The sequence below is a fragment of the Micromonospora sp. NPDC005979 genome, from assembly GCF_040614415.1.
GTDB lineage: Bacteria > Actinomycetota > Actinomycetes > Mycobacteriales > Micromonosporaceae > Micromonospora.
In genome coordinates this window covers 151504-165473 of the sequence record NZ_JBEXUR010000004.1, presented here as the reverse complement: position 1 = coordinate 165473, position 13970 = coordinate 151504, and the positions used below count along the sequence as shown (strand labels likewise).

The window sequence follows — 13970 nt, the reverse complement described above, 5'->3', positions numbered from 1 at the left end:
GGCCGTCCCTGAAACAACACTGATGTAATTTGCCTGTCTCGCGGTCAGGCTACCGCAGCGTGGGACGCATTCCGAGCAACGCGCTACCGACGCGGACATGTGTCGCGCCGTAGCGGATCGCAATTTCCAGGTCGCCGCTCATCCCCGCCGACAACGCTGTCGCTCCCGGATGGACCGATCGGAACGCCTCGGCGATCTCGGCCAGCCGGGCGAACGCGCGGTCCGGCGGCCAGCCCAGCGGCGCGACCGCCATGAGGCCGGCCAGGCGCAGCGCCGACGACTCGGCGACCGCCGCGGCGACCGTGTCCAGGCCGGACTCCGGGTCGGCCGACCCGGGCAGAGCGCCGCCCCGCGCCGGGTCGCCGTCGATGCTCACCTGCACCAGGGCGTCCAGCGGCCGTTCCCGCTGCGCCGCCGCGCCGTCCAGAGCCCGGGCCAGCCGTACGCTGTCCACCGAGTGCACGACGTCGGCGTAACGGACCACCGAACGGGCCTTGTTGCGCTGCAACTGCCCGATGAAGTGCCAGCGTGGACGTACCCCGGCGGCGGCCACCTCGGCCGCCTTGCCGGCGGCCTCCTGGTCGCGGTTCTCCCCCATGTCGGTCACCCCGAGCCCGGCCAACGCCACCACATCCCCGGCCGGGTACGTCTTGGTCACGGCGATCATGGTCACGTCGGCGGGGTCCCGGGCCGCTTGGACGCAGGCATCGGCGATCCGGGCCCGTACCGTCGCCAGACCGGCCGCGAGTTCGGCGCGCCGGTCCGGTCGTACCGCGGCTGAGCTGTCGGTCATCGGCGGCGCTCAGGAACCGTTCTTGAGGAAGTCGGGCACGTCCACGTCGTCGAAGAGCACCCGGCGGGGCGACTGCGTCGGGGCCGGCAGGGTGGCCGGCGGCGGCACCGGCGTGGTCTGCGGCGCCGGCTGGTTGGTATTGGTCTTGCGGGTCGGCTCGGCCGCCTTGTAGGCCGGCGTGCCGCCGTCGAAGCCCGCCGCGATGACCGTCACCCGTACCTCGTCGCCGAGCGCGTCGTCGATGACCGCGCCGAAGATGATGTTGGCGTCCGGGTGGGCCGCGTCGGTGACCAACTGCGCCGCGTCGTTGATCTCGAAGAGGCCCAGGTCGGAGCCACCGGCGATGGAGAGCAGCACGCCGCGCGCGCCGTCCATGCTCTGCTCCAGCAGCGGGCTCGAGATGGCCGCCTCGGCCGCCTCGACCGCGCGGTTCTCCCCGCGGGCGCTGCCGATGCCCATCAACGCGCTACCCGCGCCGCTCATCACGCTCTTGACGTCGGCGAAGTCCAGGTTGATCAGACCCGGCGTCGTGATCAGGTCGGTGATGCCCTGCACACCGGAGAGCAACACCTGGTCGGCGGTGCGGAACGCGTCCATCATGCTGATGTTGCGGTCGCCGAGCGCCAGCAGCCGGTCGTTCGGGATGACGATCAGGGTGTCGCACTGGTTACGCAGTTCGTCTATTCCGGACTCGGCCTGCACCTGCCGGCGCTTGCCCTCGAACGAGAACGGCCGGGTCACCACGCCGATGGTCAGCGCGCCGAGCTTGCGGGCGATGTTCGCCACCACGGGCGCGCCGCCGGTGCCGGTGCCGCCGCCCTCGCCGCAGGTCACGAAGACCATGTCGGCGCCCTTGAGCACCTCCTCGATCTCGTCGCGGTGGTCCTCGGCGGCGTTCTTGCCGACGTCCGGGTTGGCGCCCGCGCCCAGCCCGCGGGTCAGCTCGCGGCCGACGTCGAGCTTGACGTCGGCGTCACTCATCAGCAGCGCCTGGGCATCGGTGTTGATCGCGATGAACTCGACGCCCTTGAGCCCAACCTCGATCATCCGGTTGACGGCGTTGACGCCGCCACCCCCGATGCCGACGACCTTGATGACCGCCAGGTAGTTGTGCGGAGGTGTCATCTCCGGTCCTTTCCCTTCGAGATTGGCTTCGGCCGACCGGGTACGGCGTGGCCAGCCCAGCGGCCGACGACAGCGCCACCAGCGAGGATCAGAGGTGAACCCTCACCCTCTACTAGAGGCTTACAGTTATGTCAACCACTGATCCTCTTCGGGGCAACGTAAGCGCCGCCGCGCCATGAGCCAAGGACCCGGTCGGCGTGTCGCCGGCCGGAGCGCGACTCGTCACGTCCACGGCCCGCTGAGTCGGTCAGCGGAAGGTCACCACGTCCGGCGCGCTCACGTCGATCCGCTCGCTGTCCTCCCCGAGCAGCGCGGTGGCCACCCGGGCCTTGTCCGCGCTCCGCGTGGCGTCGCCCCAGACCACCGTGCGGTTCCCCCGCAGCCGGAGGCTGATCCGGGCCAGACCCTCCACGCTCACCTCCACCAGCTCGGCACGCAACTGCGGGGTGAGCGCGCCGAGCACCTCCAGCGCGGCCCGGGTGTCCGGGTCGGCGGCGGCGGGTCGGACCACCCGCACCAGCGGCAGTCCGGCCGGGCGGCGAGCCACCGTCTGGAACGCCACACCGCTGCGGTCGATCACGGCGAACGCGTCTGCCTGCGGCACCACCGCCACCGGCGTCCGCTCGGTCACCTTCACCACCAGCGTGCCCGGCCAGTCCCGCGACACCGTGGCCCGCTCCACCGGCGCCAACCCACCGACCCGACGGGCGGCGGCCGCGAGGTCCACCCGCGCCAGCGGCACCCCGTCGGCAACCCCCACCGCGTCGCGTACCTGCACGTCCGTGACCAGCTCGGCGCCCTGGACGGAGACCGACCGGACACCGAACAGTCCGGTGCCGAGCACCGTCCAGGCGATCAGCCCGAGCAGCGCCAGCACGCCGGCGGCCACCGCCCACGGCATCGCCGCCCGCATCCGGCGCTGCCGGGCGCGGGCCATGAACCGGCGAGTCGACGCCGGCACCGCGTCGCTGCCGGCCCGGACCAGCTGCCAACGCCGGACCGGGCCGCGCCGCCCAGAGCCGCCGTCTCCAGGGCTGGTCCGCCCACGGGCGGGGCCGGGGCTCATCCGGCCGCGGGCGTCGAGCCGTCCGGTGCGGCGGCGCCGAGGGCCGCCCCGTCGCCACCCGCCGTGGACCCGCCCGGCACCGGCTGGCCGATCGCCGGGGTCGTCGCCAGCGGATCGACGGCCGAGGTCGCCGAGGAGCCGGCGGCACGCGCCCCCAACGCCGCCAGCAGCTCGTCACCCATCAGCGAGATCGGTGGAGCGCCCATGGTGACCACGACGTCGCCCGTGCGGGCCCGCCTGGCCACCTCGCCCGGCACGGCCTCCCACGAGTCGACGAACACCTTACGGTCGGCCGGCAGGTCCACCGCCGCGATCAGCGCCGCCGAGCCCTCGCCGGGCTGGCGCAGCTCGCCCGGCCCGAAGACCTCCAGCAGCACCACCTCGTCGGCGATGGCCAGCGCCTCGGCGATCTCCGCCTGGTTGTCGCGGGTGCGGTACAGCCGGTACGGCTGGAAGACGACGATCAACCGCCCGTCCCCGGCCACCTCGCGCAGCGTCTGCAACGCCAGCATGATCGAGGTCGGGTGGTAGGCGTACTCGTCGTAGACCAGCACACCGTCCGCGACGCCCTTGCGCTCGAAGCGCCGCCGTACGCCGGGGAAGACCGCGAGCGCGGCCTCCGCCGCCTCCAGGGGCAGTTCGAGCAGGTACGCCGTCAGCACCGCCGCGGCACTGTTGAGCCCCATGTGCCGCCCCGGCACCGGCAGCCGGAACTCGCCCAGCGACCGTCCGTCGATCGCGGCCAGGTAGCGCACACCGCGCGCGGACGAGGCGATGTCGGTCATCCGCAGGTCGGCGTCCTCGGCCGCGCCGTAGGTGAACACCCGCCGCCCCTCGGCGCGCAGGGTCTCCGCCAGCCGTCGACCGCCCGGGTCGTCGGCGCAGGTGATGATGAAGCCGCCCGGGTCGGTGAGCCGCGCGAACTCCGCGAACGCCGCCTCCAGCGTCGCGAGGTCGCCGTAGGTGTTCAGGTGGTCCGGCTCGACGTTGGTGATGATCGAGACGTACGGGCGGTAGATGAGGAACGAGCGGTCGCTCTCGTCGGCCTCGACCACGAAGTGCTCGCCGGTCCCGTGGTGGGCGCCCGAGCCGACCTCGGAGATCTCCCCTCCGATCACGAAGGACGGGTCCACGCCGGCCTGCTGGAGCACCATCGTCACCATCGACGTGGTGGTGGTCTTGCCGTGCGTACCGGCGACCGCGATCGCCCGGCGGCCGGTCATCGCCGCCGCGAGGGCCTCCGAGCGATGCAGCACCCGCAGGCCGCGGCGACGGGCCTCGACCAGTTCGAGGTGGTCCTTCGGAATGGCCGAGGAGTAGACGACCGTGTCCACCCCGTCCAGGTTGGACGCCTCGTGGCTGAGGTAGATGGTGCCGCCGAGCGCCCGCAGGCCCGCCAGCGACGGCCATTCGCGCAGGTCGCTACCGGAGACCTGGATACCCCGGGTGAGCAGCAGCCGGGCCACGCCGAGCATGCCCACCCCGCCCACGCCGATCAGGTGTACGGCGCCCAGGTCCTCGGCGGTCAGCGTGCCGGCCGGGGTGAACTGCGCGGTCACCGGGCCACCGCCTCGAGGACGAACGAGCGCAGCGCCTCGTCACCGTCGCGCCGCCCGTACGCGGACGCCGCGGCGCCCATCGCGTACAGCCGCTGCGGGTCACGGATCAGCGGGATGACCGCGCGCTCCAGCCAGTCCGGGGTCAGCTCCGCGTCGTCGACGAGCAGACCGCCGCCGGCCTCCACCACGGGCAGGGCGTTGCGCCGCTGCTCCTGGTTGCTGTGCGGGTACGGCACGAAGATCGTCGGCAGGCCGATCGCGGCCACCTCGGCGACCGTCATCGCCCCGCCCCGGGCCAGCATCAGGTCGGCGGCGGCGTAGCCCAGCTCCATCTCGGACAGGTACGGCAGCGTCACGTACGGGACCGGCAGGTCGGTGGGGATCGGCACCGGCTCGTTGCGGGCGCCCATCACGTGCAGCACCTGCACGCCGTTGCGGGCCAGCTCCTTGGCCGCGCCGGAGACCGCCAGGTTGACCGAGCGGGCGCCGGACGAGCCGCCGGCCACGAAGAGCACCGGCAGATCCGGGCGGAGGCCGAACCGGGCGCGGGCGGCGTTGCGCATCGCGTACCGGTCCAGCGAGGCGATGCTGCGGCGCAGCGGCACACCCACCACGGTGGCGTCCCGCAGCGACTCGGCCTGACTCGGCTGGTGCGGGAAACCGACCGCCACGTTCTTGGTGAACTTCATGCCGAGGCGGTTGGCGACGCCCGGCGGCACGTTCACCTCGTGGATCACCATCGGCAGCTCGCGCCGCCACGCGGCCAGGTAGGCCGGCACCGAGACGTACCCGCCGAAGCCGACCACGGCGTCGGCGCGCACCTCGTCGATCACCTTGCCCGCCGCGCGGGCCGCGGTCCACATCCGGCCCGGAGTCCGGACCAGGTTCATGTTGACCGACCGGGGCAGCTGGTACGCCGGGATCTGCCGCAGGTCGTAGCCGTGCGGCGGGATCAGCTCGTTCTCCATGCCCTTGGGTGTGCCGAGACAGGTGATCCGGACGCCCGGGTCGTGTCGGCGCAGGCAGTCGGCGAAGGCGAGCAGCGGGTAGATGTGCCCCCCGGTGCCACCTCCCGCGAGCACCACCGAACGCAGCGGACCCATCAGCGTCTCCTCTCGCTCGCCGTACCCTGACGGCTCCGGCCCTGCCGGACACCGCGTGGTGCGGCCTGGTCGTCCTTCCGCCGCTCCCGCGCCCGGGGCACTGGCCCTCGGGCCGCCGGTGGCGTCGCCGGTCGGCGACGCCGGCCGGGAAGCGGCGGCAACGGGGCCCAGAGTAGTCGGACCCACCGGGCCGGCGGACGGGCATGCAGTGCTCTGGCCGCATCGGGTTCGGCGCGGGCGAAGGACGCCAGCATCCCGATCGCCGCCAACGTCACGACCAGGGCACTTCCGCCGTCGGAGATGAACGGCAGCGGCAGGCCGGTGATCGGCAGCAGCCCGACCACGCCGCCGATGTTGATCACCGCCTGGCTCACCAGCCAGGTCGTGACGGCGGCGGCGGCGAGCCGCCGGAACGGGTCGTCGACCCGCCGGGCGATCCGCAGACCGGTGTACGCGAGCACGGCGAACAGGGCGAGCAGCACGGCACAGCCGATCACGCCCAACTCCTCGGCGATGATCGCGAAGATGAAGTCGTTGTGGGCCTCGGGCAGCCAGTCCCACTTGACGCTGCCCTTGCCCAGCCCGACGCCGAACCAGCCACCGTGCTCGATGGCCAGCCGGCCCTGGTAGAGCTGGAGGCAGCCGTCGAGCTTGCACTCCTGCGGGTCGGGCGGGTTGATGAACGACGTCAGCCGCGCCAGCCGGTAGTTGTCCGCGCCGCGCTCGCCGGAACCGGCGCCCAGCGAGGCGACCGCGATGAGCAGGCCGACGCCGAGCAGACCGGCCACGGTCAGCGCGCCGAAGACCCGCATCCGCACGCCGGCGGCCCAGAGCAGGCCGACCACCAGGGCCAGCAGGCAGAGCATCGTGCCGGTGTCGTTGTAGCCGACCAGCACGAAGAGCAGGCCCATCACCGGGAAGAGCGGGGTGGCCAGCTCCCGCAACCAGCCCAGCGCTGCCCCCTTGCGAGCGATCACGTGCGCGCCCCAGAGGACCAGCGCGAACTTGGCCAACTCGGAGGGCTGGAGCTGGATCCCACCGACGAACAGCCAGTTCAGTCGCGCCTCGATCGGCCCGAACGTGACCGACTTCAGGTTGGCGAGCCGGCCGTACGCGACCAGCACATTGAGCACCAGCAGCAGTGCCACCGCGGTGAACAGCAGCGGCCGACCGAGGGAACGGTAGGTGCTGGCGGGCAGCCGCTGGCACGCCCAGAACGCCCCGATGCCGATCACCGCGAAGATGGCCTGCTTGGTCAACGAGGCCGACGCGTTGCCGTCCTCGGCGTAGTCCTTCACGCTGGTCGCCGAGAAGACCATGGTCAACCCGATGAGCAGCAGCAGTCCGGCGCTGGACAGCAACAGGTAGTAGGAGGCCAGCGGCCGGTCCAGCAGACCCCGCAGCGCGGCCAGTCCACCGGCCGCGTCCAGCCCGCGCAGCGGCGCCGGCGTCTCCGCTGCCACGTCCCGCCGTACCGCACCCGGCTCCGCGCCGCGGGTCTCGTCCGGCTGCTTGCCTACCTCCGTGCCGCGTCCCGCTTCCACGGTCGACGGGCGGCGCGGCCGGCCGACTGTCCTGTCCTCGGTTTCTCGTTCCTCCCCCACCCGGACATCATCACCGCTCGGCGCGCCCGACAGGCCCACAACGCCGCACCGGGCGTGTCGGGCAGTGCGCGCGGCCGTGGACGGGGCCGGGGCCGGGGGCCGGGGGCCGGGGGCCGGGGGCCGGGGGCCGGGGGCCGGGGGCCGGGGGCCGGGGGGCGCCCATCTCCACCGCGTCCTTTGCTCTGCTTCAACCCAGGCAACAGTTTGGTCACCGGAGTGTCGCCTCCGTTGAAGCAGAGCAAAGGACGTGCCGACCACCCGGCCACCCAGCCCCTGTCCCAACCCCTGCCCAGCAACACACCCGCCCCGGCCTGCGCCAGGGCGAGGTCGGGGCGGGGCGGGGCGGGGCGGGGTTAGGGCGTCAGGTCATGTTCGCGAGGAACTCGCTGTAGAACAGGCCCAGAGCGATGGCCACGCCGATGCCGGCGATGATCCAGAACCGGACCACGATGTTGACCTCGCTCCAGCCGGCCAACTCGAAGTGGTGCTGCAACGGGGACATCCGGAACACCCGTTTCCCGGTGGTCCGGAAGGAGATGATCTGGATCACCACGGACATCGTGATGATCACGAAGAGCCCGCCGATGATCGGCAGCAGCAGGATGGTCCGGGTGGACATCGCCATGCCGGCGATCAGGCCGCCCAGCCCCAGCGCCCCGGTGTCACCCATGAAGATCCGCGCCGGGGACGTGTTCCACCACAGGAAGCCCACACATGCCCCGGCGGCGGCCCCGGCTATCAGCGCGATCTCCAACGGGTCACGGACCTCGTAGCAGTACGGCTGGGAGTAGCTCGGGTCGGCGCACCAGTGGCGGTACTGCCAGAACGCGATCAGCGCGTACGCGGCGAGCACCATCACCGAGGCGCCGGTCGCCAGACCGTCCAGGCCGTCCGTGAGGTTGACGCCGTTCGTCGCGGCCATCACCACGAAGATGAAGATGATCACCGCGCCGACCTTGCTGACCTCCAGGAAGTCGATGTCCCGGATGAAGCTCAGCGTGGTGCTGCCCACGGTCTGGGTGTTGGTGGCCCGGCCCGTCGCGTCGGTCATCGTGCTCGGGAACCACAGCGCGATCACGCCGAAGACCGCGCCGACCAGGATCTGACCGAGCAGCTTGCCGCGCTTGTTGAGGCCGGCGCTGTTGCGCTTGCGCACCTTGAGGAAGTCATCGAGGAAGCCCACCGCGCCGGAGAACACCATCAGCCCCAGCAGCACCAGCGCCGTGATGGTCGGTTCCACCTGCGCGATCTGCGCGTCCGGCAGCGTGGTCAGGGCCAGGTGGCCGGCCACGTACGCGATGACCGTGGCCAGGATGAAGACCACGCCGCCCATCGTCGGCGTGCCCTTCTTGCCCTGGTGCATGGCCGGGCCGTCGGACCGGATCGGCTGGCCGGCCTTGAGCCGGGTGAACACCTTGATCGCGATCGGGGTGCAGAACAGCGAGACGACGAAGGCCACCCCGATGGCGACGATGATGGCCCTCATCGACTGGCCTCCTCGGCGGCGTCGGCGCGCAGGGCGTCGGCCACCTCCCAGGTCCGGTACCGGGAGCCCTTGACCAGGACGACGTCGCCCGGCCGTAGCTCGCCCCGCAGCACCTCGACGGCCGCCGCCTGATCGGTGAGCAGCACCGACTCTCCTCCCCAGTTCGCTACCGCTGTCGCGCCTTCGTGGATCGGCGCGGCCGGCTCGCCCACCACGAGCAGCCGGTCGACACCCAGCTCGGCCGCCAGCCGGCCGACCTCGGCGTGGCCGTCGCGCTCGAACGGGCCCAGCTCGGCCATGTAACCGAGCACCGCGACGGTACGCCTCTCCCGTCCGAGGCTGCCAAGCGCCCGGAGCGCGACCGCCATCGAGGCCGGGTTGGCGTTGTACGAGTCGTCGATGACCGTCACCCCGTCGGGCCGGTCGAAGACGTCCATCCGCCGGGTGGACTTCAGCCCCAGCTCGCCGAGCGCCGTGGCCAGCTCGGCCAGCGGCATGCCCAGCTCCCGGGCGACCGCGGCGGCGGCGAGCGTGTTGCCGACCTGGTGGCGGCCGGTCAGCGCGAGCCGTACCGGCGCGCTTCCCTCCGGCGTGACCAGGGTGTACGACGGGTGCCCCCGCTCGTCGAGCGTGACGTCCTCGGCACGCAGGTCGGCGTCCGGCGCCTCGCCGTAGCGGACCACCCGGGCATGCGTACGGCTCGCCATGGCGTCCACCCGGGGGTCGTCGGCGTTCAGCACGGCCAGCCCGTCGGCCGGCAGCGCCTCGACCAGCTCGCCCTTGGCCTGGGCGATCGCCTCCTGTGAGCCGAACTCACCGATGTGCGACGTGCCGACGTTGAGCACCACCGAGATCCGCGGCGGCACCAGCTCACACAGGTAGCGCACGTGCCCGATGCCCCGCGCGCCCTTCTCCATGACCAGGTAGCGGGTGTCCGGCCCGGCCAGCAGAGCCGTGTACGGGTGACCCAGCTCGTTGTTGAACGAGCCAGGCGGCGCGACCGTGGCGCCGAGCCGGGCGGTGAGCTGACCGATCAGGTCCTTCGTGGTGGTCTTGCCGGACGAGCCGGTCACCCCGACCACGGTCAGCTCGGGCAGCCGGTCCACCGCCGCGCGGGCCAGCCGACCCATCGCGGTCAGGGCGTCGTCGACCAGCACCATCGGCACCCCGGGCACCGCACGGGTGCCGAGCACGGCCACCGCGCCGGCCTCGATGGCCGTCGTCGCGTAGTCGTGCCCGTCGACCTTCTCCCCCGGGAACGCCACGAAGAGCGAACCGGGCCCCACCTTGCGCGAGTCGAACTCGACCGAACCGGTGACGGTGGCGGCCGGGTCGGCGGCGACGAGCCGCCCGTCGACGGCCGTGGCCACCTCGGCCAGGGTCAGGGCGATCACCGCTGACCCGCCCGGTCCGCGAAGCGGGCCCGCAGCGCGTCGGCCAGCTCGGTGCTGTCGTCGAACGGGAACACCTCGCCCGCCACCTCCTGGCCCCGCTCGTGGCCCTTGCCGAGCAGAGCGATCACGTCGCCTGGCTCGGCCAGTCGGACCGCCTCGTCGATCGCGTCCCGCCGACCGGCCACCTCGATGATCCGGGCCGCGGTGTCGGCCCGGTACGCCCCGGCGAGCACCTCGGCGCGGATCTCGGCCGGGTCCTCGGTGCGCGGGTTGTCGTCGGTCACCAGCACCACGTCGGCCCCCTCGGCGGCGGCGGCGCCCATCACCGGCCGCTTGCCCCGGTCCCGGTCGCCACCCGCGCCGATGACACAGATCAGACGGCCGACGCTCAGCTCCCGCAGCGCGGCCAGCGCCGCCACGATCGCGTCGGCCTTGTGCGCGTAGTCGACCACCCCGCGAACCGGCCCGGCGACGTCGACGAGTTGCAGGCGACCGGGCACGCCACCGCAGGCGGCCACACCGGCGGCCGCCGTGGCCGGGTCGACACCCGCGCCCACGAGAGCGGCGATGGCCAGCAACGCGTTGGCCACGTTGTGCCGGCCGGGCAGCGCCACCCCGGCGGACACGACCACACCGTCCGGGCCGTGGGCGGTGAACCGCTGGGCGTACCCCTCGCCGTCGACACCGTCGGCCCACCACGTCGCCGTGGGGTCGCCGGCCGCCGAGTAGCTGACCGTCGCCGGCTTGTAGAGCGGCGTGAGCGCCGGGTCGTCGCGGTTGAGCACCTCGACCGCGCACCGCCCGTCGAAGAGCTGCGCCTTGGCGGCGAAGTAGTCGGCGCTGTCGGCGTGGAAGTCCAGGTGGTCGGAGCCGAAGTTGGTGTAGCCGCCCACGGTGAACCGCACCCCGCCGACCCGGCCCATCGCCAGGGCGTGGCTGGACACCTCCATGACGACGGCGGTGACTCCACGCTCCCGCGCGGTGGCCAGCATCGCGTGCAGGTCGGTCGCCTCCGGGGTCGTCCGCACGCTGTCGATCACCAGGTCGCCGAGGCGGGTCTCCACGGTGCCGATCAGCCCGGTGGTGTGCCCGGCGGCGCGCAGGCCCGACTCGACCAGGTACGCGGTGGACGTCTTTCCGGCCGTGCCGGTGATGCCGATGACGGTCAGGTCGGCGGTGGGGTCGCCGTACACGGCCGACGCCAGCTCGCCGAGCACCGCGCGCGGATCGGGGACCACCACAGCGGGCAGGCCGCTCGCCGCCGCCAGCTCCGCGCCGGCCGGATCGGTCAGCAGGGCCACCGCGCCGGCCTCGGCCGCGCCGGCGGCGAACTCCGCGCCGTGGCGGCGGGCACCGGGCAGGGCCGCGTACAGGTCGCCGGGGCGGACCTCCTGGCTCGCATGGGTGGCACCCGTGACGACCACGTCGGCGGCGTCCGCCGGAAGGTCGACGGCGAGCCGGGCGGCGAGATCACCGAGCCGGACGCCGGTCACGGTACGTGGACGTGGATTGCCGGGCACGGCGTCAGACCCTACCCGGTCGTCCGGTTCCGGCCGCACAGCCGCCCCGGTGGTTCGTCGGCACTCACCGATGATGTCGCGCCCACGCCGCTCAGCGCGGATAGACCACGAACTTCGGTGCGGAACCACTCGGGGACGGCGGCACCCGGTAGTGACGCAGCGTGAACTGCATCATCTCCCGGAACGCCGGGTTGGCGATCGCCGCGCCACCACCACCGGGGGCGTACACGAAGACCGCGATCACGTACCGGGGCTTCTCGGCGGGGGCCATGCCGATGAACGAGGACACCTCGCCCGGCTGCCTCTTGCCGTCGACCCGACGCCACCCGGTGCCGGTCTTGCCGGCGACCCGGTAGCCGGAGACCGCGGCCGTGGTGCCGGTGGCGCCCTCGACGGTGGTGACCGCCTCCAGCATGGTGCGCAGCGCCGCCGCGTTCTGCGGGCTGAGCACGGAGCGGGTGACCGGCGCGGGCGCGGGGGTCCGCTTGCCGTCCGGCCCAATCGTCTCCTTGACCAGGTGCGGCTGCACGTACGTGCCGTCGTTGGCGATCGCGGCGTACGCGGCGGCCATCTGCAACGGCGTGGCGTCGACGCTGTGCCCGATCGGCACCGAGCCGTACGACGAGTCGCTCCACTCGCTGGCCGGCAGCAGCCGGCCGCTGGCCTCGCCGGGCAGGCCCTCGCGGGTGGGCTGCCCCAACCCGAACCGCTTCTGGTAGTCGATCAGCCGGTCCTTGCCGAGCTTGTCGGCGACGGTGATGGCCCCGACGTTCGACGAGAAGGCCAGCATTCCCGGAATGCTCATCTTCTTGCCGTTGGCGGGGTGCGTGTCCGAGAACCAGGTGTCACCCATCTTGATGCTGTTCGCGATCGGCAGCGTGGTGTCCGGGGTGATCACCCCCTCCTGGAGCGCGGCGGCGTAGGTGATGGCCTTGTGCACCGAGCCCGGCTCGACCACGAAGCTGGTCGCGGCGTCCTCCCGGGCGACCGGGTCGCTCGGGGTCGGCTTGGCGGCGTTGTAGGTGGGGTCGCTGGCCTGGGCCCGCACCTCGCCGGTGGCGACGTCGATGATCACGGCCGCGGCGGTCGCGCCCTTCTGCCCCGCCATCCCCGCGCTGAGGATCTGTTGGCAACGGAACTGCAGGTCCCGGTCGATGGTGAGCGCGATCGAGCTGCCCGGCTTGGCCGGGGTCGTCTTGCTGTAGCCGCCGGGGATCGGCGCGGCGAGGTCACCGAGGCCGGCCTCGTACACCCGCCGGCCATCCTGCCCGGAGAGGAGGTCGTCGTAGCGGGCCTCCAACCCCTCCAGGCCGTCCATGTCCTGGCTCGTGAAGCCGATCAGGTTGGCCGCCAGGTCGCCGCCGGGCACCTCCCGGCGCTCGTCGCGGTGCACGCCGATGCCGGGCAGGTCCAGATCCAACACCTGCTTGGCCGTCGGGATCTCCACCCCCCGGGCCAGGTACTCGAAACGCGACGCGTTGCCGTTCTCCAGTTTGCGGGGCTTCATCAGCTCGGTCAGCTTCGAGGCGGGAATGCCGAGCAACGGGGAGAGCGCCTTGGCGGTGGCGTCGGCGCCGATCCACCCGGGGCTGGATCGGTCCTCGATCAGCGTCGGGTCGGCGAACACGTACCGCGCCTCGACGCTGTGCGCCAGCGGCTCGCCCCGGAAGTCGTAGATCGCGCCGCGCGGCGCGGGCAGCTCGACCGTGCGCGTCCGGTCGGCGACGCCACCACCGGCGTAGGCGGGGGTGTCGACCGCCTGCAGAAAGATCAGCCGCACGCCGATGGCGACGAAGAGCGCCAGGGTGAGCACGGTGCCCAGGCGCAGCCGCAGCCGCGGGTCGGCGAGCTTCGGCGGGCGGGGCGGCTTGCGGGACGGCCGGCGGGCCGCCGGACGGTCGCCGCGACCGGGCGCGCGAGGCGTGGTGCGGCGACGCGGCGGCGGGACGTCGCCGGGGGCGCCGCGCGGGGTCCGGGGCGCGACGGTGCGCACGACGCCGCTGCGGCCGGCCGCCGGAGCGTCCCGCCGGCCGGCGCGGGCGGCGGCCCGGCCGCCGTCGAGCACCTGCAACGCCGGCCGGAACGGGTCGCCGGACCGGGTGCTGCCCCGAGGGGTACGCCGCTGCTCGGCATTCCCGCCGCGCGCGGGCGTGCCGCGCTCCTCGCGGACCGTCCGCCCCCGCGGGGTGTACGCCCGAGCGCCGGAGATGCCACCGATCCCCGAGTCACCCGTGCGCGACTCGGAGTCGGCGGCATCACGGCGAGAACCGCGCCGGGACCCCGTGGGGTCCCGGCGCGGCTCGTCCGACCTCGGTGGCAC

Annotated in this window: 10 protein-coding genes; all 10 read right to left on the bottom strand. The window is 73.1% G+C overall.

What is annotated here, in order from left to right:
* Window positions 1–49 precede the first annotated feature (49 nt).
* Window positions 50–793 carry a YggS family pyridoxal phosphate-dependent enzyme gene (locus tag ABZ272_RS09645; protein ID WP_355049469.1) on the bottom strand — a complete coding sequence of 248 codons (744 nt, stop codon included), beginning with the start codon at window positions 791–793 and terminating at the stop codon, window positions 50–52.
* A 9-nt stretch (window positions 794–802) separates the two neighbouring features.
* Window positions 803–1918: a cell division protein FtsZ gene (ftsZ, locus tag ABZ272_RS09640; protein ID WP_355049468.1), complete on the bottom strand. Its 1116-nt coding sequence runs from the start codon at window positions 1916–1918 to the stop codon at window positions 803–805.
* Between the two features lie 247 nt (window positions 1919–2165).
* Window positions 2166–2984 (bottom strand): FtsQ-type POTRA domain-containing protein, encoded by an 819-nt coding sequence (locus ABZ272_RS09635; protein WP_355049467.1) that lies wholly within the window; start codon window positions 2982–2984, stop codon window positions 2166–2168.
* Window positions 2981–4543, bottom strand: coding sequence for a UDP-N-acetylmuramate--L-alanine ligase (murC, locus tag ABZ272_RS09630; RefSeq protein ID WP_355049466.1), 1563 nt, complete (start codon window positions 4541–4543; stop codon window positions 2981–2983). Before murC ends, ABZ272_RS09635 begins: the two co-directional genes overlap by 4 nt.
* Window positions 4540–5646 carry an undecaprenyldiphospho-muramoylpentapeptide beta-N-acetylglucosaminyltransferase gene (murG, locus tag ABZ272_RS09625; RefSeq protein ID WP_355049465.1) on the bottom strand — a complete coding sequence of 369 codons (1107 nt, stop codon included), beginning with the start codon at window positions 5644–5646 and terminating at the stop codon, window positions 4540–4542. Before murG ends, murC begins: the two co-directional genes overlap by 4 nt.
* Entirely contained in the window at window positions 5646–7058 is a 1413-nt protein-coding gene (locus tag ABZ272_RS09620; protein ID WP_355049618.1) for a putative peptidoglycan glycosyltransferase FtsW, read from the bottom strand. The genes murG and ABZ272_RS09620 overlap by 1 nt, the downstream gene beginning before the upstream one ends.
* Before the next feature lie 553 nt (window positions 7059–7611).
* Window positions 7612–8736, bottom strand: a complete 1125-nt coding sequence (gene mraY / locus ABZ272_RS09615; protein ID WP_355049464.1) for a phospho-N-acetylmuramoyl-pentapeptide-transferase — start codon at window positions 8734–8736, stop codon at window positions 7612–7614.
* Window positions 8733–10130, bottom strand: coding sequence for a UDP-N-acetylmuramoyl-tripeptide--D-alanyl-D-alanine ligase (murF, locus tag ABZ272_RS09610; RefSeq protein WP_355049463.1), 1398 nt, complete (start codon window positions 10128–10130; stop codon window positions 8733–8735). The genes mraY and murF overlap by 4 nt, the downstream gene beginning before the upstream one ends.
* The gene (locus tag ABZ272_RS09605) at window positions 10127–11689 is read right to left on the bottom strand and encodes a UDP-N-acetylmuramoyl-L-alanyl-D-glutamate--2,6-diaminopimelate ligase (protein ID WP_355049462.1); all 1563 of its coding nucleotides are present in this window, start codon (window positions 11687–11689) and stop codon (window positions 10127–10129) included. Before ABZ272_RS09605 ends, murF begins: the two co-directional genes overlap by 4 nt.
* Window positions 11690–11741: 52 nt before the next feature.
* Window positions 11742–13970 (bottom strand): penicillin-binding protein 2, encoded by a 2229-nt coding sequence (locus ABZ272_RS09600; protein WP_355049461.1) that lies wholly within the window; start codon window positions 13968–13970, stop codon window positions 11742–11744.